General features: G+C 31.7%; 18 protein-coding genes, 3 tRNA genes and 2 pseudogenes. 10 read left to right on the top strand and 13 right to left on the bottom strand.

Annotation, left to right across the window (positions count from 1 at the left end):
* Positions 1-12 precede the first annotated feature (12 nt).
* From EVJ46_08685 to rnr, 4 genes are all read right to left on the bottom strand, one after another.
* Positions 13-1,257: a hypothetical protein gene (locus tag EVJ46_08685; protein ID RZD15599.1), complete on the bottom strand. Its 1,245-nt coding sequence runs from the start codon at positions 1,255-1,257 to the stop codon at positions 13-15.
* A gap of 128 nt (positions 1,258-1,385) precedes the next feature.
* Positions 1,386-2,327: a bifunctional riboflavin kinase/FAD synthetase gene (locus EVJ46_08680; protein ID RZD15598.1), complete on the bottom strand. Its 942-nt coding sequence runs from the start codon at positions 2,325-2,327 to the stop codon at positions 1,386-1,388.
* Positions 2,328-2,381: 54 nt separating this feature from the next.
* A complete protein-coding gene (locus tag EVJ46_08675) occupies positions 2,382-4,070 on the bottom strand; it encodes a hypothetical protein (protein RZD15597.1) in 1,689 nt (562 codons plus the stop codon).
* Positions 4,070-6,439, bottom strand: a complete 2,370-nt coding sequence (gene rnr / locus EVJ46_08670) for a ribonuclease R (protein RZD15596.1) — start codon at positions 6,437-6,439, stop codon at positions 4,070-4,072. Before rnr ends, EVJ46_08675 begins: the two co-directional genes overlap by 1 nt.
* A gap of 216 nt (positions 6,440-6,655) precedes the next feature.
* Here rnr and EVJ46_08665 point away from each other — a divergent pair.
* The 4 genes from EVJ46_08665 to EVJ46_08650 all read left to right on the top strand — a co-directional run bounded on the left by EVJ46_08665 (position 6,656) and on the right by EVJ46_08650 (position 10,757).
* Positions 6,656-6,742 (top strand) — tRNA-Leu (locus EVJ46_08665).
* Positions 6,743-6,828: 86 nt separating this feature from the next.
* Positions 6,829-8,964, top strand: a complete 2,136-nt coding sequence (locus tag EVJ46_08660) for a DUF3857 domain-containing protein (protein RZD15595.1) — start codon at positions 6,829-6,831, stop codon at positions 8,962-8,964.
* A gap of 151 nt (positions 8,965-9,115) precedes the next feature.
* A complete protein-coding gene (locus EVJ46_08655; protein RZD15594.1) occupies positions 9,116-9,733 on the top strand; it encodes a cob(I)yrinic acid a,c-diamide adenosyltransferase in 618 nt (205 codons plus the stop codon).
* A gap of 91 nt (positions 9,734-9,824) precedes the next feature.
* A complete protein-coding gene (locus EVJ46_08650) occupies positions 9,825-10,757 on the top strand; it encodes an L-lactate dehydrogenase (protein ID RZD15593.1) in 933 nt (310 codons plus the stop codon).
* Positions 10,758-10,973: 216 nt separating this feature from the next.
* On the opposite strand, the gene EVJ46_08645 is transcribed toward EVJ46_08650, so the two are convergent.
* Positions 10,974-11,597 (bottom strand): hypothetical protein, encoded by a 624-nt coding sequence (locus EVJ46_08645; protein RZD15592.1) that lies wholly within the window; start codon positions 11,595-11,597, stop codon positions 10,974-10,976.
* Between the two features lie 394 nt (positions 11,598-11,991).
* Between EVJ46_08645 and EVJ46_08640 the strand changes: the two genes are divergently transcribed.
* A tRNA-Leu gene (locus EVJ46_08640) sits at positions 11,992-12,078 on the top strand.
* Positions 12,079-12,240: 162 nt separating this feature from the next.
* Here the strand turns inward: EVJ46_08640 and namA are convergent.
* The 5 genes from namA to EVJ46_08615 form a co-directional block, all read right to left on the bottom strand.
* Positions 12,241-13,305 carry an NADPH dehydrogenase NamA gene (namA, locus tag EVJ46_08635; GenBank protein RZD15591.1) on the bottom strand — a complete coding sequence of 355 codons (1,065 nt, stop codon included), beginning with the start codon at positions 13,303-13,305 and terminating at the stop codon, positions 12,241-12,243.
* Between the two features lie 143 nt (positions 13,306-13,448).
* On the bottom strand, positions 13,449-14,459 hold the full coding sequence (otsB, locus tag EVJ46_08630; protein RZD15590.1) for a trehalose-phosphatase: 1,011 nt from the start codon (positions 14,457-14,459) through the stop codon (positions 13,449-13,451).
* A 323-nt stretch (positions 14,460-14,782) separates the two neighbouring features.
* On the bottom strand, positions 14,783-15,757 hold the full coding sequence (locus tag EVJ46_08625; protein ID RZD15589.1) for a hypothetical protein: 975 nt from the start codon (positions 15,755-15,757) through the stop codon (positions 14,783-14,785).
* A gap of 239 nt (positions 15,758-15,996) precedes the next feature.
* A complete protein-coding gene (gene lgt, locus EVJ46_08620) occupies positions 15,997-16,866 on the bottom strand; it encodes a prolipoprotein diacylglyceryl transferase (GenBank protein ID RZD15588.1) in 870 nt (289 codons plus the stop codon).
* Between the two features lie 64 nt (positions 16,867-16,930).
* Complete coding sequence (locus tag EVJ46_08615; protein RZD15587.1) at positions 16,931-18,214, bottom strand: peptidoglycan endopeptidase; 1,284 nt, start codon at positions 18,212-18,214, stop codon at positions 16,931-16,933.
* A gap of 359 nt (positions 18,215-18,573) precedes the next feature.
* On the opposite strand from EVJ46_08615, the gene EVJ46_08610 reads away from it, so the two are divergent.
* From EVJ46_08610 to EVJ46_08590, 5 genes are all read left to right on the top strand, one after another.
* Positions 18,574-18,650, top strand: a tRNA-Met gene (locus EVJ46_08610).
* Positions 18,651-18,771: 121 nt separating this feature from the next.
* Positions 18,772-19,815 (top strand): site-specific integrase, encoded by a 1,044-nt coding sequence (locus tag EVJ46_08605; protein ID RZD15586.1) that lies wholly within the window; start codon positions 18,772-18,774, stop codon positions 19,813-19,815.
* 258 nt (positions 19,816-20,073) lie between these two features.
* Complete coding sequence (locus EVJ46_08600) at positions 20,074-20,733, top strand: hypothetical protein (protein ID RZD15585.1); 660 nt, start codon at positions 20,074-20,076, stop codon at positions 20,731-20,733.
* Positions 20,734-20,826: 93 nt separating this feature from the next.
* Positions 20,827-21,114: a hypothetical protein gene (locus EVJ46_08595; protein RZD15584.1), complete on the top strand. Its 288-nt coding sequence runs from the start codon at positions 20,827-20,829 to the stop codon at positions 21,112-21,114.
* Between the two features lie 477 nt (positions 21,115-21,591).
* The gene (locus EVJ46_08590) at positions 21,592-22,599 is read left to right on the top strand and encodes a site-specific integrase (GenBank protein RZD15583.1); all 1,008 of its coding nucleotides are present in this window, start codon (positions 21,592-21,594) and stop codon (positions 22,597-22,599) included.
* A gap of 9 nt (positions 22,600-22,608) precedes the next feature.
* Here the strand turns inward: EVJ46_08590 and EVJ46_08585 are convergent, their stop codons facing one another.
* From EVJ46_08585 to EVJ46_08575, 3 genes and pseudogenes are all read right to left on the bottom strand, one after another.
* Positions 22,609-22,890 carry a hypothetical protein gene (locus EVJ46_08585; protein ID RZD15582.1) on the bottom strand — a complete coding sequence of 94 codons (282 nt, stop codon included), beginning with the start codon at positions 22,888-22,890 and terminating at the stop codon, positions 22,609-22,611.
* Positions 22,891-23,344: 454 nt separating this feature from the next.
* Positions 23,345-23,449 (bottom strand): annotated as a pseudogene (locus EVJ46_08580) (peptidoglycan endopeptidase).
* Between the two features lie 3 nt (positions 23,450-23,452).
* Positions 23,453-23,594: pseudogene (locus EVJ46_08575) on the bottom strand (flagellar motor protein MotB).

Here is a 23,594-nt window from a genome sequence, read left to right as displayed (position 1 = left end):
GGCGGAAACGGATTAATTAATAACGCAGCCTAAAACAATAGACACTTTAGTTCCCTTACCCTGTTCGGATTCGATACTTATACCGAAACCATGCGAATCAAGAACTTTCTTGACAAATGCAAGACCTAAACCTATTCCGTTCTCTCTTGTAGTAAAAAAAGGTTCGAAGACTTTTTTTAAATTATTTTTACTGATTCCTGTCCCATTATCTTCAATTATAATAATTGCTTTAGAAAAATAATACGATGTATATACATTCACGGAACCTTGTTTGCCATTATAAGAATGAATTGCGTTTGATATCAAATTTAAAAAAACCTGTTTCATAAGATTTCTGTCCATTTTCACAGTGATATTCTTATCTATATTTAAGTTGATCTTAACAATGTTATTAAGATAATTTGAATCAATATCGTTAACACATTCAAGAATAAGAGCATCTAAAGATACATCATGGTCAAAATCCGGTTTAAAAGACTTAGAAAATTTTATTATATTATCCATCGTTAAATTTATTTTATCGGTTTCAGATTCAATCATACTTCCAATTTTAATGAATGCAGACTTTGTTTCCGAACTTTCTTTAAAGCTGTTCTTAAAATTATCGGCTGCACTATTATTGTTTTCAATATGTTTATCTGTATTAAATGCTAAAGTATTTAGTTTATAATTTAATAATTTAGAATTAATAGATAATGCATTTACACTATTTTTAATTTCATGAAATATAAGAGCCGGCACTTCAAGTGCATTTTTTTCAATAGAACTTAAACTCAGTTCCAAATCGTCATGCCTGATTATTAACTTGTAAAAATATAAAAACATTAAGGATACTATAATAAAAGACAACCCCGCTGCAATCATAACAAAAGTAAAAAAAACGCTATGCTGAAAACCGCCTGAAATATACGGATGAAATCCGCCGATGAACTTACCGCCGCTATTGTAATATATAACGGATGACTGCTTTAACGAATATAGTGAATTTTTTTGATTACCGGCAAAATTAAAAATTAAATAAGCCGAATATGAAAGAAAGCCGATAATCAGCAAGAGGCTAAAAGTTAAGACGCTAAGCACCGATAATTTAAAATTTCTTTTCCTTGATAAAAAATTTATGGCGCCGGCTATATAACTGCGTATATAACTGCCTGCTGATAACAGCTTGTCTTTGACAATAAAATTTTTAACAAAAAAATTTTTAACAAAAAAATTTTTAACAGAAAATTTATCATGTTTTAATTTTATATTAAACATAGTCCTAACCCGATTATAATTTACAGTGTCGTTTAATTATTTAATTATTAAAACGCTACTCTTGTAATTATAGTACAATTTTTATTAAAAATAAAGTTTTCTGACTAAAAATTGTTTTTAAACAATTTTTAAATAACAGCCTCCTGCTTCTGAGATTTAAATATATATTCCGTAAATTTAATATCTTCTTTTATTTTTTCCTGTAAATCGCTGACTGAATTAAATTTAATTTCATCTCTTAACCTCTCTACAAAATAAACTTCAATATCGTTATCATAAATATCGCTGTCAAAATTGAATATAAGGGATTCTATTCTTCTTGAATCATCATTAAAAGTAGGATTTGAACCGATATTAGTAATAGCTTTATAGTCCGAACCGTTAATTTTGACAAATGAAGCATATACTCCGTCTTTCGGAAACAACTCTTCTTCTGGAATAATATTTGCAGTAGGAATACCCAAAAATTTCCCCCTTCCGCTGCCTTTAACAACTTTTCCGTGTACAGAATAATATCTTCCAAGATATGCTTTGACTTTTGAAATTTCCCCCTGAAGTATCAGCTGTCTGATTAAAGTACTTGAAACAATATTGTCTCCAATTTTTACAGGGTCTACTACATGAACTTTGAAACAAAATTCTTTAGAATATTTGTTGAGAAGAGCAATGTCACCCGCTTTAGCATTTCCAAAACCAAAATCGTGTCCTATAATTATTTTCAAAGGTTTAAACTTTTTATATATAATTTCTCTGATAAAAGTTTCAGGCGGCATTTTTGCAAATTCTCTGCTAAAAGGAATATATACTAAATAGTCAATGCCTAATTTTGCTATTAATTCAACTTTTTTTTCAAAAGTAGTAATCAAATGTATTTTTTTTTCAGGCTTTAATGCTTTCATCGGATGGGGATGAAAGGTAAGCACTACGGATTTTGAGTTTAATTTTTCAGCGGATTCTTTAGTAAGTTCAATTAATTTGGCATGACCCAAATGTATTCCGTCAAAACTTCCGATAGTCAAAACAGAATTGTCGAAATCGTAATCTAACTCATTAATATTAAATACCTTCATAATAAAATAATATTCCTATCTATAGTTATAATATTGATTTATTATATATTTTTTTTATTTTAATCCTTTTATCAGTAATACGAACAGATACAGCATTCCTAAAATCCAGCCTGCAGTGCCCATTGTTTCCATCCATCCCATTGCCGGTCTGCTCCCTAAAAACATTAATATTGCCGATGAAATTATTAAAGCGGAAAGCAAAAGTCCAATCATAAGCCGTTTGCTGGCTTTTTCAATCCCGTCGATAAGACCGTCAAGACCTTTATGTATAAATTCTATCGAAAAATTATCTTCTGACATTTTGCGTAATATTTTTTCGGCTTTTTTAGGAAAATCTGCAATAAAATCTCCGTAGCTTTTTAACTTGCTGAAAAACGATTCTTTAATAAATTTAACTTTTTCTTTTCCGGAAACTTTGCTTTCCGCAAAATCATAAAAATTCAGCTTATTAAATGTAAACGAAGGGTCTAATATCTTAGCAATTGATTCTATGGATAAAAGGGCCTTAAACAACAGATTTAATTCGGAAGGAACCGTAATATTGTGTTTTTTTGCAATTTTTAAAGTTTCTAATAATAATTCTGAACTGTATATATCTCTGAAAGGTTTAACAGACACGCTGTCTATAAATTCCATTAAATCATGCTTAAAATCCTGTTCTTCTTTTTCGCTTAATTCGGCTAAACAAATCTCTATGAAATCATTAGCGGCTCCGTCATAATCTTCTTTTAAAAAATCGATTAAATACTTAAGAGCTTTCTGTCTTGTATTTTTTGTCAAATTGCCGACTAATCCGTGGTCTATAACCCCTATTTCCGATTCGTTGAGCACAAAAATATTGCCTGGATGCGGGTCTGCATTAAAAAAACCTATTAGAAAAATCTGATTAAAAAAATATTCTAAAAAAATATCAAGAATTTTTTTTAAATTATATCCTTTTTTCAGCAGCTCATTTTTGTCTGAAATTTTAATACCTTCTATAAACTCCTCCACTAAAATGGAATCAGTCGAATATTCCCAGAATATTTTCGGTATAACGACTGCTTCAGTATTAATATTTGCCTTTCTGATTTTATCGGTGTATCCCGCTTCCTGCAGAAAATTTAATTCTGCTTTAATATTTTTAGAAAATTCATCGTATAATTCATCAATATTGTTTATATGGAAAAGTTCTCTCGCAGGTTCTCTAACTATTTTCACTATAAAATAAAGAACGTCTAAGTCTTCTCTTATTACTTTGGATGCATTGGGTTTTTTGATTTTAACGGCTACTTTAGTTCCGTCTTTAAGAACTGCTTTATGCACTTGAGCGATAGACGCTGAAGCGATAGGAAGTTCGTCAAATTCAAGAAAAATATCTTCAATATTTTTACCTAGGCCGCTTTTTATAATTTCTTTAATCTGAAAATTTTTGGCATAAGTTAATCTGACATTGTCCTGCAGTTTTTTAAGCTCATTTATATACTGAGCCGGCAATATAGAAATTTCCTGAGAAGCCATCTGCCCCAATTTTATAAAAGTCGGACCCAATTCTTCTAGCGTAACTCTCAGTCTCACTTCCGGAGGCGCTTCTTCCGCACCTGAAATATAATATGTTTTTTTTAAATATTTTTTAAAAATGAAGTATCTTGAAAGACCGATAGAGATAACAAATTGATAAAATCCGTGTTTAATAAAAATGAAAGAAACTTCCCTAATTCTTTTTACGGCTTTAAAAAACTTAAAAAACTCTATGATTTTCATTATTTTTGTTTTTGTTTTTGTTTTCTGCTGCGCGCTGTTTTATTTTGTTCTGTTTTATTCTGTTTCGTTCTGTTATTTTTTTTTATTTTGACGGCTTTTTTGAATAAGCTGTTTTCCGTAAGCCTCAAATCTATTTCTCTTTTTAGAAGGTCAATAGAATATATGCCGACCTCAACTTCATCGCCAATTTTAAATATTTTGCCTGAATGCTTTCCTCTCAAGATTTTAGTATTATAATTGTATTCATAATAATCATCGCCTATTGTAGATACGTGGACAAAACCTGTGATAAAATACCCTATAATCTGTACAAAAAAGCCAAAATTAGTCACACTTGTAATATAGCCGCTATATGTTTCCGCAATATTTTTTTTTAAGAATTGCATTTTTTTAAATTCCACATACTCCCTTTCGGCTTCGGTTGAAAATCTTTCTCTCTGCGATATAAAACTCCCTGCGGACTTAAGATATTCATTATTAAACCATGGATGAGCGCTGTTTTTGATGCTGCCGTCCGCTTCAGAATATAAAACAATTTTTAAAATTCTATGAATAATCAAATCGGCGTATCGGCGTATCGGCGATGTGAAATGTGTGTATGATGCAAGAGCTAATCCAAAATGATGAATATTTACATTAGAATATACCGCTATTTTCATCGATTTTAAAAATGCCTGTTCAAGAAAAGGGGATATGGGCTTGCCTTTTAAGGAATCAAGCATTTCCTGATAATCCTTGCCGGAATCGAGGGATTTCAAAGAAAAATTAAAACCGAACGGTTTTATAGTTTTTAAAAATTCATTTATCTTTTCTTCGTCAGGTTTTTGATGAACTCTATACAGTGAAGGCGCTTTCCTGCTTTCAATTAATTCGGATACTGCGCAGTTAGCCGTTATCATAAAGTCTTCAATTAAATCATTTGCAAAATTTCTTTCATCCTGAACTATTTTTTGTACATTTCCGGATTCATCAATAATGATTTTGCTTGATACAGGGTCAAAATTAAGACTTCCTTCTTTAAATCTTTTAATTCTTAAAATATCTGACAATTCAATCATCTGTTTAAGCATATCTTTGATAGGATTAAGTTTTAAATAAATTTCATCCCGTATATCTGTTTTATTGTTTAAACCTGAAATGAATTCAAAAACTTCATTATAAGTTAATCTGTCGTACGTTTTTATAATGCCCTCGTATGCTTTTTTTTCAAGCAATTTGCCGTGTCCGTCTATAAGCATTTCGCAAACCATGACGAATCTCTTCGTTTTAGGAAGAAGGCTGCATAAATTATTTGACAGTTTCTCCGGAAGCATCGGATAAACTATTCCAGGAAAATAGGTAGAATTACCTCTTTTATAAGCTTCAGCGTCAATTTTGCTTCCGCATTTAACAAAATAAGAAACATCGGCTATCGCAACATATAATTTGTATCTGCCTGCCGTTTTATCTTTTTTTTTGTTGGTTAATTCAACATAAACGGCATCGTCAAAATCTTTGGCATCTTCTCCGTCTATAGTAATAAAAGGAAGGTTCGTCAAATCTACCCGCTTAGATTTGTTTTCCTTATCGTAAAAACCGCTTTCTTCAAAATTTTCAGGAATTGCATCGGATTCTCTTAATGTTTCTTCGTCAAAATCTTTGTACAGATTATATTTATTAATCACAATTTCTTCTTCTATACCGCTGCCGTCAATATCTCCCAATATTTTTTCCACCGATGCGGCTCTGGATGAAAAATCTTCCGGTGCAAGCAGCTTAGCTTTGACGATAATTCCGTCTTTAAGCAATTTTCTGTCCTTAAATCCATGCAAATCTGAATAAAATATATCGGTAAAATTAGACGAAACCGGAGTCAAGGAGGCTATATGTTTATCCAATTTTACCGTTGCCATAAAACTTTCTAATTGTCTTTTTATAATCCTGACGACGCTGCCTCTGATTTTCTTATTTGATTTTGAAACATTCTTTAAATAATGCGGACTGTCGGGAATTACCCTCAGTAAAACGATATCTTTCGGTAATGCTCCGGATAAATCAGAATTTTTAACATAAATGTCAGGTCCGCCGGCGCTGTTTCGTACAAATGAAAAATTATCTTTTTTTGAAACTACTTCACCTTCAATCAGATGAAGTCTTTTAGCTAATGCATATTTTTCCCCTTTAGTAAATAAGATATCGCCGTCCTTTACCATTAAATCTAAAATTTCTTTAATTTTCTTAAGTTTTCCGGGTGAACCGATATTGAACTTGTGTTTAATATCTAAAATGGACAAGGGTACGGATTGTTCTTCCGTAAATATAGCAAAAATCTCTTCTTTAGATATATCTTCAGATACGTCTTTGCTTTTTTTAATAAAATTTTTTTTCATGAATACTTTTTATATTTATTATACTTATTTATTTGGATTATAATAAAAACATCGGAATACAATTTATTTTACCATAATTAAAATATTTATAAATAATTATTCCAAATTATGTTTAATTTAGTTATAATAACCATAGTATAATAAAATTTAGCTGCAATTAAAAGAATAAAGTGATAGAATAACCTTTCAATTTTATTATAAATTATTGCAAAAACTGCCGGAATGGCGGAACTGGTAGACGCGCACGGTTCAGGGCCGTGTAAGATTTCTCTTGTGGGGGTTCGATTCCCCCTTCCGGCACCATAATTACAAAATAATTACGACCGATTTAAAAAATATTAATCAATCAATAATAATTTAATAATTAATAATGGAAATAATGGAGCAATATGAAATACGATATATCTTTTTATAAAAAATACTGCAAAAAAGATAAAAAACAATCAACTAGTAAAAAGAAAATAATTTACGGTGTAAATTACAAAAGCGATAGCGCAACTAACTTGTTTATTTTATTGCTATTTGTTTTCATCTCATCGACATTAATATTTTTCAATTTATTCTTGCCCCAAAAAGCGTTTTCTTATCAAACGGCTAAAATTAAACCAAAAAATATTAAAATTCCTTCTTCTTCAATAACTTTGCTGGATGACACAAGCGAAAGAATAACTCCTAAATTTAGGGATATACTTATTCAGCATGAAAAAATTAAAGTTATAACAAAAAAAGGAATAGAAAAATATTCGGAACTAAGTTTTCCATTTTCTCTTAAAAATCAAAAATTAAAAATTTATTTTATTAAAATAATAAAACCGAACGGCAAAATAATAGATATTAATTTAAAAAACTTAAAAACAGTAACGGCTCCGTTTAATATGAATGACCCGATGTTTTCAAACCAATTGCTAAAAACTATTCAGCTTCCGGAGCTTGTGAAAAATTCCGTAATAAATTACAAATACAAAACAATTACCGTAAAGCCTTACATGAAAGATAATTTTTTTACAGAAGACTATTTCGGCGGTTTATCACCTGTAAAAAAATCTGTTTACAGGCTTTCAATCCCTGCCAATATGTATTATAAATATGCAGAATACGAAATGCATGCTAAACCTCAAATAAAAAAAACAAATAAAGAAATTATCTTAAAATGGACATTAACGAACAGAAAAAAAATAACCCCTGAAAATTTCGGACCCGGAGAATCGTTTATAGTTCCGCATGTCATGATTTCATCGGTTAAAACATGGAACGATGTTGCAAAATGGTACTCGACGCTTACAAAAGACCAGATAATGCCGGATAAAAATCTTAAAAATTTCATTAAAAAAATAACATATTCAAAAAAAAGCGAATCTTACAAAATAAAAGCTATCTATAATTTTGTAGCAAAGAAAATCAGATATGTAGGTTACGAATTTGGAATTGACGGATATAAACCCAGCAATGTTAATAAAATATTCAAAAATAGGCTTGGCGACTGTAAAGACCATGCAACCCTATTTATGTCTATGCTGCGTTCGATAGGAGTAAAAGCCTATCCTGTTTTAATTCCGACGGTTATGATCCCTGATATGAATCCAGCACTGCCTACTCCATTTGTATTTGACCACGAAATAACGGCAATAAAAGTTAACGGCAATATCAATAAAATGCTTAATAAATTTATACTTGCAAATACATATAACACTAAACACGGTAATAAGCATTATGGTATGCACTTTTCTCCTATCGTAAAAGTAGACGGCAGCTCTTTCCTCTTCGCAGATACGACTTCTAACGTTACTACATTTGGAGACCTGCCTAACATGGACCAGGGGAGAAATGTTCTTATAGTAATGCACAATAGAGGGCTCGTTGCAAAAACGCCTATATTCCCTCCTGCCTATAACAGCATAATACTTAAGGAAAATGCTTCAATAAATAAGAACGGTACGCTGATTTCAAAGATAAATGCAACTTATACGGGCGCATATGATATGTATAAAAGATATGTTTTTACCTCAATATCTAAAAGAAAAAAATTAAGCAAAATATTGAAAAATATTAACTCTATAACTCCAAAAGCTGTACTGCTTAAATATTCTATAAAAAATGCGAACAGCATGGACAAATATTTTATAGAGAATATCTCATTTAAAGCAAGAAAATACACTGCTGAAAATAAAAAATTTTTTCTTGTCAGACTTCCTATCAGGATTAGGACAATATTATCTAAAATTTCTATTCTGAGACACAGAAAATATCCATTAAAATTAGGATATAATTTTTCAGAGCGCAATCTTATTAAATTAAATATACCCTCAGGCTATAGGCTGTCTTTTGAACCTGCGCATATTAACTATTATAATAAAATAGGCTCATTTTCTGCAGGTTATATAGTAAAAAATAATCACATTTTTTTTCACAGTATTTTTAATGTTAACGGATATAAAATATCGCAACAAGATTATCCTGCGGCAAGAAAATTATTTAATAAAACAATTAAATATTTATCAGATCAGATACTTATAGCTAAAAAATAATTAATGTTTCTATAAATTTTTTTGTAAAATAAATTATTTATATTTATAATGAATTAGTTATATTTATAATGTTTCTATATTTTTTATAGAGAGAATTATTTATATTTATAATGTTTCTATTATTTTTTTGTAAAACCTAACTATTTATTATATGGATGAAAATATAAAAAAGGACGGCTGCAATTCTGATAAAGATTTATCTGTCCACAACAACTGGTTTAAAGGTATTTCTGTTTCCAAATTTGAATTGGGTTTGGTACAGGTTTATACCGGAAACGGAAAAGGCAAAACTACTGCTGCGGTAGGACAGGCGATAAGAGCCAGCGGGCACAACCTTAAGTCTGTTATTATACAGTTTCTCAAAGGAGGGTCATATACAGGTGAATTTAAAATTCAGGAGCGCCTCGAACCTTTTTTTAAAATATATCAATTTGGAAATCCTTATTTTATAAACAAAAACAAAATTCCGGAAAAAGATTTAGAATTAAACAGAAACGGTTTTAACTTAGCATATGAAATAGCAACACAGTCAAATGATATTCATATATTAGTATTAGATGAAATTAATGTTGCAGTTCATATGGGAATTATAAAAACAGATGAAATTATCAACCTGATAAAAAATAAAAGAAAGGATATTGAGCTTATATTGACGGGAAGATATGCTTCTCAAGAAATCATAGACGCAGCCGACCTGGTGACTGAAATGAAAGAAATAAAACATTATTATGATAGAAATATTCCTTCCAGAATCGGAATAGAAAAGTAAAAACAGGGCAAGAAGCAAAAAGTAAAAGCAGCTTGATTTAAAATTACCGATAATATATAATTATACCAAAAAAATAAAAGGGGGTTTATTAATGAAAGTTAGTATTATAGGCGCGGGCAGATTAGGAGCTACACTTGCTTACACATTAACACTGAAAGATATCGTCAGAGAAGTTACTCTTATAGATATTAATAAAGACTTATCTAAAGGAGAAATGCTTGATATATCTCACGGAATTTCGCTGACCGGTTATACAAGGGTGAAAACTGCAGATTATGAATCCGTAAAAGATGCCGATATAATCGTTATAACTGCCGGAATACCAAGGAAACCCGGTGAATCAAGACTTGATTTAAACAAAAAAAATGTCCATATATTGAAACAAATTGTAGAAAATATTATAAAATATAATAAAAATTGTATTCTGTTTGTAGTATCTAACCCTGTTGATATAATGACTTATGTTGCCTATAAAACTTCAGGATTTGAAAGAAAAAAAGTTTTTGGAATGGGTACAATGTTAGATACTACCAGACTTCGCTCGGCAGTCGGTTCTTATTTCGATCTTAGTCCTGAAGATGTTGACATAATGTTTCTCGGAGAACATGGGGACAGTATGACCCCTATTTTTTCTCTCGCCAGCGTCAACAGTATTCCGTTAAGAGACTTACCCGGTTACAACTTGGAAAAACTTAAGGAGATAGCCGAATATTCGAGAACATGCGCCGCAGAAGTTATTGCATTAAAGGGCGGCACGATATTCGCACCTGCAGTAGTTATGGCTGAAATTATCGAATCAATGGTTAAAGACAGGCGCCAAATTATGCCTCTTTCCGTATATCTTGAAGATTATTACGGCATAAACGGCATATATACAGGCGTACCGGCTATTCTATCAAAAGACGGGATAGAAACAATTATTAAACCTGAATTGACGGAAGAAGAAATTAAAGGTCTGAAACAATCGGCCGGCGTAATAAAGAATGCGATTGATGATTTAAGAAAAGAAGGCTTTATTGAATAAAGCTTTGTTGAACAAAAAAGATAGATTGTGATAGTGATAGACTGATTGATAGATATAGTAGAATAGAATAAAAAAAATAGAATAATCAACAGACAAGCATTTCAAACTTTGAGCAATTATAGTAAGTTATTATTATAATTGCTTTTTTTATTATTTTTTAAATCAGTTTACCTTTGATTTTATTATTTCTTTTATTATCTTTATAATATTTTATTATCATTTATTATTATTGCTTGTAAGCAAAGCCTTAAACTTATCTTTGCCGGTCTTAACTAAAGAAACTATTTTAAATCTTCCGGTAAAAATTTTATTTCTATTCATATTTAAATAGACCTTGTAACCCATCAAATTATTCAGACTGTTTAGAAAATTATTTTTATAAACTATAAATTTTAAATATACTTTTCCGCTCTTAATAAGCACCGATGTTAATTTTCCGGCAGAGAATTTATGAATTGAAATGTTATATAGAAGATTTGCTATATTAACCTGACTATTTTTAATATTTCTAAAAAAATTCAGATTGTTTTTTAGTTTTTCTAACAGAGCCGAATTTTTATTGATGCTGCTGCTTATTATAGACGACTCCTTGCTGTATTGAGAGATTTTATTGCTATACGAAACATAATTCATAAAAAAGGCAGACCATATTATAATTAAAACAAAAAGATACGCTAATATTAATAATTTATTATGATTTTTATTTTTTATTTTGCCTCCGCCGCTGCCTATTTTGCCAAATGAACTATTTTTATCGAATAAATCTGAGTCGTCAAAATCGTAAGTATCGTCAATAATCTTATGAAAATCGTCCATTTTAATACTTTTAAAATCATTCATCGTATTATAATTATAATCTATGGTACATTATAAATGTGCAGTTATATATAATAATTGTTTAATTATTTGTATTAAAATATTTGGTGAATAAATATTTAACTTGCATAATCGCTTATCAGACTCTTGATAGACTGTTTTACCGAATTTTTTGAAATTATTAAGCACGGCAAAACAAAAGTGACAGGCAGCACGCAACACATTTAACCACCGTTGTTATATTTATTATAATAATATAAATTAAAATATAATACAATGCAATATAAAATGCAAATAATATTATTATAATTTTATAAAATAAATATATTTAATTTTTATTGAATTTTTACTTAATTTTTATTGAATAAAATCTGTTTATATTGTAAAATTAATAATCGAGCCAAATTATAGATTAAATGCCGAAGTGGTGGAATTGGTAGACGCACCGGACTCAAAATCCGGCGGGAGCAATCCCATGGGGGTTCGATTCCCCCCTTCGGCACCACGTATTTTATAAAGCTCTCCTGATAATATTTTATTATTTATCTTTTTAAGTAAATATATATTATTTATACTATTTTTAATGCCATTCTCCCGCTATTTTTAAATCAATGATATCTATACATATGTGGATTGCACACGCACATAACAATACTTGCTGATTTTATTATAATTTTGCTCTTTTATACTGATTCGGCCATTCAATATCGACGCCTAACTTGTACGCAGCGTTCAATGTCCAATATGGATTTCTTAAAAGTTCTCTTCCTAATGCAACCATATCAACTAAATCTGAAGTAACAAGATAATCCGCAAACTCCGGCTTTGTAATTAGACCAACGGCGGAAACAGGAATGCATGCCTGTTTTTTTATTTCCTCTGCAAATTTTATCTGATATCCATGATATATATTCATTTTAGCATAAGGGGATATGCCGCCGGAAGAGCAATCAATTAAAGATACGCCGACTTTTTTAAGCATATCTGCAAGATTAACCGAATCTTCCAGCTGAACACCGCCTTCAATCCAATCAATAGTAGAAATTCTTACAAAAATCGGTTTATTTTCGGGCCAGACAGTTTTAATATTTGATATTATTTCTAGCAGCAGTCTTGCTCTTCCTTCAATCGAGCCTCCGTATAAATCGGTTCTTTTATTGGATTCCGGAGATAAAAATTCATTAATAAGATAACCGTGCGCAGCATGAACTTCAATAACATCAAATCCCGCATCATTTGCGTTTTTTGCTGCATTCGTAAAATCGTTAATTACTTTTTTTATGTCATTAAAATCCATTTCCTTTGGAATGGGCGACTCATCATTAAACGGGATAGCACTTGGAGCAAGCGTTTGCCATCCGCCATTCTTGGGGGATAAGGCTTTTTCGCCAAGCCATGGTGCATCCGTTGAAGCCTTTCTGCCTGCATGCGCTAGCTGAATACCCATTGCAGCGCCAAAATTTTGACAAAAACTAACTATTGGTTTAAATGCTTTAACATGCTTCTCATCCCAGATGCCGGCATCATAAGGACTTATTCTGCCTTCAGGGCTAACGCCGGTCGCTTCGACCATAATTAGGCCTACACCCCCGACTGCTCTAGCGCCGAGATGCGCCATATGAAAATCGGATACAACACCGTCTTTAGCCGAATACATACACATCGGTGCCATCATTACTCTATTTTTAATAGTTAGATTTTTAAACGTTATGGGCTTAAAAAGTTTACTCATGGTTGATTCTCCTATTATAATTATAATTCAATTATTCTAACAGCTATTTTATTATACTTATCATAATAAAATATATAACTATATATATAACTATAAATACATAAAACTACACATAATATAACTATCATAACTATGCAAATGTTTTATAGCTTAACAAAACAATCAGCTACATTTTCAAGTACTTTGTAAGTTTGTCTAAAATTGTGTATGTAATAGTCCGCGGCTGATTTTTTTTCTCCTATAATACAATTTATAGACTTTACATTAATTTTTTTTAAATCTGAATTTGAATTTAACTCTAAATCTGAGTTTACTCCTAAATTTGGATTAAACTCGAATGAATATTTATCTCCTTTATCAAACATGGTTTCATCAGTTAAATCATCACCCATGCAAATTTTCAAAATATTTTTTATTCCGTTTTTACTTTCGGTATTCGCATTATTGTCAGAACTAACATTGTTATTGATATTAGTATCTAATTGTTTATTTGACAGTTTATGTGAATTATAAGTTAAATTGCAACTCAGCTCCGCTATTAACCCTTTGACAATAAAATCGCATGCCTTTCCTTTATTCCATTGAATTTTTGGTCTTATTTCTATAATTTTCTTTCCCTTTTTTAATTCAAACATACGCTTATAATCTATATTTGAATCCATAACGGATGCTACAGCATCTTTTAAAAGTTTAATATCTTCGTGCGGCAATATACGGTAATGCAGACTTATTGAATATTTCTTATTTTCAATAATTAAATTTTTTATCGGAATTTGACTTACTTTATTAAAGATATCTTTTAAAACAGGCAGATAATTTTTTAAACCGTCATATATGAAGTCCAATCTAATTCTTTTATAAAAACTTTTTATCTCAAAACCATGATTGCCGGAATATATAATATTATTGTCTATGGATATTATTTTGATGATATCGGATATCTCTCTTCCGGTAACTATACAAAAAAATACATTTTCAATATTTATTATACGTTCAATAATCTTTTTATAATTATTTTCTAACACTGCATCAAAGGGACTCTTGTAAATCTTAGTTAAAGTTCCGTCAAAGTCAATGCAAAAAACTAATATATCTGGTTTAAAATTTTTTATTTCCTGTCCTACATTTTTGAAATTATCTAATATATTAATCATATGTTACCATTAATAATTATAAATCATTTTATATTATAGCACATAATTAGCTATTAACTAACCATTAAATGCTATTGTTGTTTATTTTTATATTGTAACACATAATTAGCCATAATATTATATACAATATACCTTAATTTATCTGCTGCGCCAAAAAGTTCAGCAGATATGTATTTATAGTATTATAGAAAAAGGTGTCAGATTTTATTTTTTTGCATATGAGGTAGTTCAATTAACAAAGAAAATATTTGCAAAAAAATTAATCTGACACCTTTTCCGAGCAGATAACTTTCTATTGCAGGATTAAAGATATAAGATGCGGCTTAATTTGGGGTTGGTATGTCTATTAGACAGAGAAATTTGATATTATTTATTAAATTAAATACATATATCAAATATTGCAGGGAAATAGATATTTCGCGGAGCTTTACGCCATTTTCATACATATTTTCTTCTTTATCGTAAACAGAAATACAGCAAGGAATCTCCGATTTATAATCAGAATTTAATTTGCTTTCTAACTCATTAAAATACTTAATCCTGAATCCGAGATAATCAATAATATAATTTTCGTCGTCGAAAATATCATATTGAAGCGTATAATTGATTAATGCCAATAAAATGTTGTAAAAATTAAATCCGGCTTTTTCTAATCTATTGTAATTCGCAAAAATATAATCATAAAATTTATCTGAATCTTTAATAATGGCTAAATGATTTTCAAATATTTTCTTTATTGCAAAATTTATTAATTTTTCATGTTCAGTTAAAAAATATTCTACACCTTCAATGTCAAATAACAAATCTTCTTCTTTTAAAATTAAATTCAGGACGGTATATCTCCGGTTAGAAAGTCTGCTTACCAATATTTCTATTTTACCTTTTGCTACACTTTCAGCCGCAATATTTTCAACATTTTTATATTGATTATAAATATTATTTGTTATTGCAATAATTTTATTTCTTGTTGCAGCGTCTATCTTTAATTTATAAATTTTTCCATTGTATTCAAACTCAATAGGTATCCCCGCTTTATTATAAATTAAATATTCATCCCCTTCGGAGCATAAAGAACCGCGAATGTTTTTAGTATAAATCCTTTCTCTATTATCGGCAGATTGTCCTCCGAATGATTCATTATTTAATAAATATATTTCATTATTAAATTCTATATTCCATACAATAGTGGGATTAACAGCATCACATTCATAACTATAATATACGTTAATCGGCATCATAGAAAAAATAACGCCGGCACATAAATATTCTATTTTATAGATACTATTATTGGTTTCCAAGGTCTATTATTACTTGCTTTAGTATTGTGTTTTATATATGATTAATAACCAGTTAAAAAATTATTTTTAAAGAGCATACCTAAGAATGCTATACAAGCAATAGCACACAATATTACACAACATACGCAATATACACAGGAAATACCAAAATAAAAAAATAACATAACAATAGAGGAAGAATAAGTGGAATAAACCAAGTTATAAAATTAGTTTATAATGACTATAATAGCCATTTAAAACTACACGTTTTTATAATGATAATGACGATAAATAACGACTGCAACAGCCCCTATAACCGCAAACATACTTACTATTTGTGAAATTCTCATTGTATTTCCAAGCCATAGACTGTCTATCCTAGTTCCTTCCGTAAAAAATCTTGTGGTGCCGTACCATATCAGGTATCCTATCAATATCTTACCTGCTACTTTCGGTTTTTTGCGTGATAACCACATCAGGAAAATAAAACCGAAAAAATCCGGCACTGACTCGTAAAAAAATGAAGGTTCAAAATAACGGTACATAGTCAGGTTTGTTGGGAATGACGGCTGAAAAGGATAACCCCAGAGACCGAAAATAAGAGATTTTTTAAAGTCTTTCGGAGCATAAGCATTTACAGGGCGTAACGCTTTTGCAATAGGCAATCCCCACTTTACAGGATATCCAAAAGCCTGCTGGTCAATGAAATTGCCCCATCGCCCTATTGCCTGCCCTAAAAGCAGACTTGGCGCAAATGTGTCTATGTAAAGCCATACATTCAGTTTTTTAACTTTAGTATAAATAAAAAGAGCTATTAAACCGCCTATTTCTCCGCCGTATATCGCCAGTCCTCCGTCCCATATGTATAATACGGATATAGGATTTTTAGCGTAATAACCCCATGCAAAAACGACATAATATAAACGCGCAAAAATAATAGACAGCGGGATAGCAAAAACCATAATATTAATAATATTTTCAGGGTCTTCTCCCCATGATTTTGCACGATAATATGCTATAGCTATACCTACAATAAATCCTATCCCTATTAGCACGCCATACCAGTGAACAGGAAGAGGACCTATTTTTACAATAGGGTTTGGAGCATACCAGTTATTAAAATTAAACATAATTTTAGAAATCCTCGTTTAAATTTTACATATATCAAGAAAAATAAATAAAGCGCATTTCATTTTATTTAACAACTTTAGCAAAAGCGTACGTTCTTGCAAAATATTCGTTTGATAGACTATTTACCGTGACCTTCCCTACGCCGGAATTCTCCTGAATAAATTTGCCGTGTCCTATATATATGCCAACATGCGAAATATACGGAGCATACGTTCTGAAAAATAACAGCATGCCCGGTTTTAATTTATTTTTTGGAATATATTTTCCGACTCTCGACTGTTCTAGAGCAGTTCTTGGAAGGTTTATATCTAACTTTTTAAAAACATGCTGGACGAACCCTGAACAGTCCATACCGCTGCGCGTGGTTCCTCCCCAAACGTACGGAACTCCTTTATATTTAAATGCTATTTTAACTATTTTTTTTCCTAAATAATCATTATTTTTATAGCTATTAAGTCTGCTATCGGAATTATTGCAAACATTTTTGTCTATTACTTTAAAAGAAACCGTTTTTTTATTGCCGTAATTACTGCTATAACCCCTATCTTGATTAATTTTATTGTTATATGCGACTTTATAACTTTCAGGTACCGTTAAAACAGCGCCCTGCCTTATTACATTGGAATAAAGATGATTCAATCTTCTTAATTCGCTTACGGATGTATCATATTTTTGAGCTATTAAAGAAAGAGTATCTCCGAACTGGACGGTATAATGACCGTATGTAACCGCTGGCGGCTGGGGAGCATAAGAACCGCCGGAAACTATTTTTAATTTCTGACCCGGATATATATTGTAATTGGATAAACCGTTTTCGGACATTATAGATGAAACCGACGTATTGTATTTGGAAGCAATCTGGCTTAACGTGTAACCCTGCTGAACGGTAATGTAAACAACATCGGCAACGGAAACGCTATTATGAACGATAGGTACCGTTAAAACAGCGCCCTGCCTTATTACATTGGAATAAAGATGATTCAATCTTCTTAATTCGCTTACGGATGTATCATATTTTTGAGCTATTAAAGAAAGAGTATCTCCGAACTGGACGGTATAATGACCGTATGTAACCGCTGGCGGCTGGGGAGCATAAGAACCGCCGGAAACTATTTTTAATTTCTGACCCGGATATATATTGTAATTGGATAAACCGTTTTCGGACATTATAGATGAAACCGACGTATTGTATTTGGAAGCAATCTGGCTTAACGTGTAACCCTGCTGAACGGTAATGTAAACAACATCGGCAGAGGCATTGTTCGGACTAAAATATAATATAAAGAAAACTAAAAATATTATAAAACTAATTAAAATTATAAATTTATTTTTAATTTCATAGACCATATACGAAAACCTCTCAATTTAAATTTATAAATTTATAAATTTTGTTTTAATGCTATATTTCTATCCACGAATATTTTAAACAGCGCAGATTAATAAAACGACTAAATAAATATCGCGGCATAGCTATAGAACGTATCAAAATATAATTAATTTAATAATAGTATTAAATTATATCTAAACGAAACAAGGACATATTTTTATGTATATTACTACAACCAAACAAATGTTGTCAAGTTTTTATGTAAAATTTTTAATATGAAATAACAAAAAGATGAAAATAATCAATTTAAAATAAAATTAGTGTTGACAACAATGCTGAATTAGTGTTATGATTATAAATCAACCGAATGCAATTATACAGCGGGATGGAGCAGTCCGGTAGCTCGTTGGGCTCATAACCCAAAGGTCGTAGGTTCAAATCCTACTCCCGCAACCATTCAAAACTACTGAATTAAAGCCTTTCACATCAATTTGCTACATTTGACAAAAATGCAAAAAATAGGTAAAATTATGCAAAAATATGAAAATTTTACCTACAAAAATCCCTACACTTTTTTATGAGAATTTATAAGCGCGGAAATATATATTGGACTGAGTTTGAAGTCGATAATAAGCGTTATCAGATGTCAACTAAGACTAAAGACAAAAAACTTGCGCAGGAAATAGCGGCAGCTCTCCAGGCGGACACGATACGGAATAAATTCAATATCCCGCAGAAATACAAAGTAGAAAAAAGGTTTAAAGAAGCCTGGGAAGAATACGTCAAATCTTTAAATGTAGCTAAATCTACTTTGAAATCTAATCTGTCGCGAAGCAAGCATTTTATTTTCTTTTATGAAAAAAATATAAAAGATATTACGCAGCTTGATTTAAAAAATTATCAACTTAAAAGAAAAAAAGAAATCTTAGCTATGCCGAAGAATTTAGAAAAAAGAGAGCAGGATATATCTTTTAAAGAAATTAATCACGAATTGCAAATCTTGCGCAACTTCTTTTCTTTTTGTATCTTAAATGGCTACCTTGACAAAAACCCCGCTGCCGGCATTAAAAAACTTAACGAACTATCCCGCCTTAAAACCCTATCCGACTCCGATATCGATAAGCTCATCGCCGGAGCTACGAACAAACTTACAAGGGATTTAATCACTTTTCTAATTTACACCGGTTGCCGGAAGGGCGAGGCTCTTAACTTAAAATGGGACGACGTGGACATGCAGAACGACGTCATAGCCATTAAAGGGACTAAGACGAAGTATGACAGGTATATTCCGATATCAAAGCCCTTAAAAGAGCTTTTGAGCCGCATTGAAAAAGTCCAAGACGTTTTATACGTATTTAACCGAAACGGAGCAAAATTGACCGATTTTAAGCGTTCTTTTCATACGGCGTGTAAAAATGCCGGATTAAAGGATATGCACATTCACGATTTAAGGCACGTCTTCGCAAGCAAAATGGTAATGAACGGAACGTCGCTATTTATTACGGGGGAGCTCCTGGGACACCGTACGACGCAGATGACAAAGCGGTATAGCCATTTAGTCCCAAGCACTTTACGCAAGGCCGTTGACGATGTCTGGAATAAGGACGATAAAGAAGATTAATCGTTTTATACTTATAATGAAAAAATCGAATACGCAGACATAGAATTCGTAACATATTTCTTTATGGTATTACGTCGGGGAACGTTTGACGGCATGTTCTAAAAGAATTTATAAAAACTTCTGAAACATCAGAAACCGACGTAGAATAAGGACTCAATATAAATACTCTATATTTATTTATTTTAAAAATATTGTCATAAAACGGCGACCGATAATAAAATAAAAATTTATTTTTTATAAGCGAGGTAAAATATGTATATGATGAAAAATATTAGAACGGGATATGAATGGCGTACATCGTTAAACGATAATTTAGAAAAAAATACAAAAGACATTATAATAGACGTTATGCATTCGATAACGGCTGTAGGATCAGATTTTGAAGAATATCCAGATAAATATCTTACAGAAAGCGATGCCAGATGTTTTTTGTTCAACGAATTTATGCGCAATCATTCGTTTAATCGCGTAAGCCCGACGCAAGATAATTCTCAATCTATACCGCTGCATACGGAAGTCAGATGGTATGGGAACGAAGGAAAATTAAAATACAGGTCGGATATCGTAATTATTGAAACCGCGGACTTAAGGACTCAGGATAAAATTATGAAACTGCCTAGTAAGGGATTCGCTTTTAATAAATTTAACGCTATTATAGAAATTAAACTACGCAGGTCCAATGGAGAAAGAGACGGCAATTTTATTAAAAAGATAGAATACGACGTAGAGAAACTTATCGAAATTGAAAAAGAAGTTGCAGATGTAGGTAATTTAGAATATGCTTTATTTATCTTTATATTGGATAAAAAAAATAAAAACGGGAGTATGTATAATTTGATAAACGGTAAATTTTTTGGAATTAAAAAAAAATATAATCCGTTTAGGGATTTGTTTATATGTTATTTTGCAAGCCCTTGAATATCTCGCCGTTTCATATCGGCGGATAACAAATTATTAATCGATGAGAGTAAAATGGGTAAGAGTGAAGCAAATTTTTGGATCGATTTAAAAATGGAAAGTAAAGTTAGGGAAATTTTAGTCGACGAATCTAAGCCTTACAGAAAAGACAGAAAAGATAAAGCGGACCATCCTTTTGGCCGTTCTTTCCTGACTATATATCAGCTAGCCATACTTTTCAAAGAAAAATATCCGAAAGATTTCGAGGCTATAGACATGCCGGTAGGCGGAAAGGGTAAGGACAAAGGAAACTCTTTGGCTATGTATATTGCCCGCAATCTTTCTGATATGATAGGGAAAAATTGTTCACACCTTAGAGTGAGTCCAGTTTTTGGGGAGTAATTATAATATGTTCTTGATTATAAATAAATGATTTTAAACTATCGATTAATCCAAGTATCATATAAAAATCATCTGCACTTTCTATATCACTTATAAATTTATTTATCTCATCTGACAAGTATGATTTGTTATTCTTACTTTTAAGTTCATTGATTAATTTTTTTTTGAATTTATCAAAAGAAGAGTGGTTTTTATTTTTTTTTTAACTTTAGAAATATTTTACGATATTTTTCTAAAATTTCAATAATAGCATCCATTTTTACCTCCATAATTAATATTATTATATTAATTATACAACATTTCTATATTATATCAAACCGTCTAAAAATTAAGCAATTCGATTAAATAATTGATTTTTAAAAGAACGTCTTTTCATTTTTAGCGGTTCCTCGAAATTAATTTCACAAAACCTGTAAAATTTTTCCGGAAAAAAAGATATTTAATTTATATAAAAATATCTTAAAAAGGAGAAATTTTATGCTAATCAAAGAAGGAGAAAACTATTGTTATTCATTTGAAGTAAACGGAATTCATTATTCCGGCTCATGCGGCACGGCAGATGAAAATACCGCAATACTCGTTGAACAACTCATAAAGTCGGCCACGCCCGCAAAATCATCTCAAAAACTTATCAACCTTAAAGAACTCTGGGAAGAATACCTGTCCTCTTCGAGCGCGCTATTATCTACTGCGACGGTCGAAAGGAAAAAGAATGCTTTAAAGCACGTCTTTAAGTTCTTCAAAGACATTCAGGTAAGCGAAATTGATTCCGTCATGATAGAAAAATATTTATCCTTCAGAAAAAAAGAGATTTTAGAGAGGTCTTCGAACACAGGGAAAAGAGAGCAAGAGATATCCTTCCGGACGGCCAATATAGAACTTGCGGTTTTATCTAATCTGTTAAACTTTGCTGTACGCAGGGGATATATAGAAAAGAATGCGACTTCCGGCATAAAAAAATTAAATGAGCTGTCCAGGTTAAAAACCCTATCCGATTCCGATATAGAGAAGCTCATTAATGGAGCTACGAATAAATTAACCCGGGACTTAATAACTTTTCTAATTTATACCGGCTGCCGGAAGGGCGAAGCCTTAAACCTTAAATGGGACGACGTTGATTTAAAGAACGATGTAATAGCTATTAAAGGGACGAAAACCAAATATGACAGATATATTCCGGTATCAAGAGCTTTAAAAAGGATTTTAGAAGAAATAAATCGGGAATACGTTTACGTATTTAGTTACCGGGGAAAGAAATTAAGCAATTTCAGGGAGTCGTTTAAGACCGCTTGCAAGCGGGCGGGACTAAATGGTTTAAGGGTACACGACTTACGCCACGTCTTCGCTTCGAAGATGGTCATGAGCGGGACGTCCTTATATATAACCGGCGAGCTATTAGGACACAGGACGCCCCAGATGACTATGCGCTACGCCCACTTAGCGCCATATACGCTTAAAAAAGCGGTAGATGAGGTGTGGGGGTAAGAATGATTATTAATAATGTTCCTTATTGTAATATTTAGGAAACTTTTTTGAAATAATCAATCTTATTTCTGTTAAGTTCTTTTTGTTTTGTAATGTTGGATTATTTTTTTGTTTCTGGTAAAGTTCTACTTTAAGTTTTTCAAGTTGAGAGAAGTTCATAAGATTCGCACAATTTACATTTAATTTACCGTTAGGCATACAATTCCGCCTGGTAAATGCGAATGCTCCAGGAATAAATAATGAGGATAAAAATAAAACAACCGCTAAAGACAGTAACGATTTTTTAAGCATTAAGACCTCCTTATAAGTATAAGTTAATATTATATTATTTGAATTTATCATTTAATAAATTAAAAATCAATATAGGCATAGGAAGCCAGGGCGGGGGGCTTGAGTATGTGGCTTATGCGGCGCCGGTACCGAGCGCCCCGCCGATGGTTATACCGGATAATGGAGCAACACCGGCTGCGAAATATACACAAACTTGGTTAAGTCCTGGTTTTTATCAATGGACTGTTCCTTCAGGTGTTACTGTTGTAGGAGTGACTTTAGCTGGTGGCAACGGCTGTGACGGCGGCTATGGTGGCGAATTATCTGATCAATTATTGAATGTTTCTCCTGGCGAAATTTTAAATGTATATGTAGGCGGTAACGGCGGATATTCTGGCGGTAACGGCGGATATTCTGGCGGTTGGGGCTACAGCAGTGGCGGTAACGGCGGATATTCTGGCGGTTGGAGTGGTGTATTAGGCGGCGGTGGTGGCGGCTCAAGTGCTGTTGTATCTAGTGGTGGCGTTATAATGGCTCCTGGTGGTGGTGGCGGCAGTTCAGTTGGTGGTGGCGGTGGTGGCTACAGTAATGGCGATAACAGCACTAGCTACACATTCGGCTACTACTATGGTGGTGGCTATGGTGGCTATGGTGGTGGTGGTAACGGTGGTGGTGGTAATGGTGGATATCCTGGCGGTGCCGGATATAATAGTAATGGAGCACCT

This window comes from Candidatus Acididesulfobacter guangdongensis, from assembly GCA_004195045.1.
GTDB classification, from domain to species: domain Bacteria; phylum SZUA-79; class SZUA-79; order Acidulodesulfobacterales; family Acidulodesulfobacteraceae; genus Acididesulfobacter; species Acididesulfobacter guangdongensis.
The sequence above is the reverse complement of the archived record's forward strand: the minus strand, read 5'-3'. Positions and strand labels throughout refer to the sequence as shown.

Bases quoted from the DNA above. Each gene is read 5' to 3' on its own strand.
- EVJ46_08685 (RZD15599.1), bottom strand. From the start codon at position 1,257: ATGTTTAATATAAAATTAAAACATGATAAATTTTCTGTTAAAAATTTT.
- EVJ46_08680 (RZD15598.1), bottom strand. From the start codon at position 2,327: ATGAAGGTATTTAATATTAATGAGTTAGATTACGATTTCGACAATTCT.
- EVJ46_08675 (RZD15597.1), bottom strand. From the start codon at position 4,070: ATGAAAATCATAGAGTTTTTTAAGTTTTTTAAAGCCGTAAAAAGAATT.
- rnr (RZD15596.1), bottom strand. From the start codon at position 6,439: ATGAAAAAAAATTTTATTAAAAAAAGCAAAGACGTATCTGAAGATATA.
- EVJ46_08660 (RZD15595.1), top strand. From the start codon at position 6,829: ATGAAATACGATATATCTTTTTATAAAAAATACTGCAAAAAAGATAAA.
- EVJ46_08655 (RZD15594.1), top strand. From the start codon at position 9,116: ATGGATGAAAATATAAAAAAGGACGGCTGCAATTCTGATAAAGATTTA.
- EVJ46_08650 (RZD15593.1), top strand. From the start codon at position 9,825: ATGAAAGTTAGTATTATAGGCGCGGGCAGATTAGGAGCTACACTTGCT.
- EVJ46_08645 (RZD15592.1), bottom strand. From the start codon at position 11,597: ATGAATGATTTTAAAAGTATTAAAATGGACGATTTTCATAAGATTATT.
- namA (RZD15591.1), bottom strand. From the start codon at position 13,305: ATGAGTAAACTTTTTAAGCCCATAACGTTTAAAAATCTAACTATTAAA.
- otsB (RZD15590.1), bottom strand. From the start codon at position 14,459: ATGATTAATATATTAGATAATTTCAAAAATGTAGGACAGGAAATAAAA.
- lgt (RZD15588.1), bottom strand. From the start codon at position 16,866: ATGTTTAATTTTAATAACTGGTATGCTCCAAACCCTATTGTAAAAATA.
- EVJ46_08615 (RZD15587.1), bottom strand. From the start codon at position 18,214: ATGGTCTATGAAATTAAAAATAAATTTATAATTTTAATTAGTTTTATA.
- EVJ46_08605 (RZD15586.1), top strand. From the start codon at position 18,772: ATGAGAATTTATAAGCGCGGAAATATATATTGGACTGAGTTTGAAGTC.
- EVJ46_08600 (RZD15585.1), top strand. From the start codon at position 20,074: ATGATGAAAAATATTAGAACGGGATATGAATGGCGTACATCGTTAAAC.
- EVJ46_08595 (RZD15584.1), top strand. From the start codon at position 20,827: ATGGAAAGTAAAGTTAGGGAAATTTTAGTCGACGAATCTAAGCCTTAC.
- EVJ46_08590 (RZD15583.1), top strand. From the start codon at position 21,592: ATGCTAATCAAAGAAGGAGAAAACTATTGTTATTCATTTGAAGTAAAC.
- EVJ46_08585 (RZD15582.1), bottom strand. From the start codon at position 22,890: ATGCTTAAAAAATCGTTACTGTCTTTAGCGGTTGTTTTATTTTTATCC.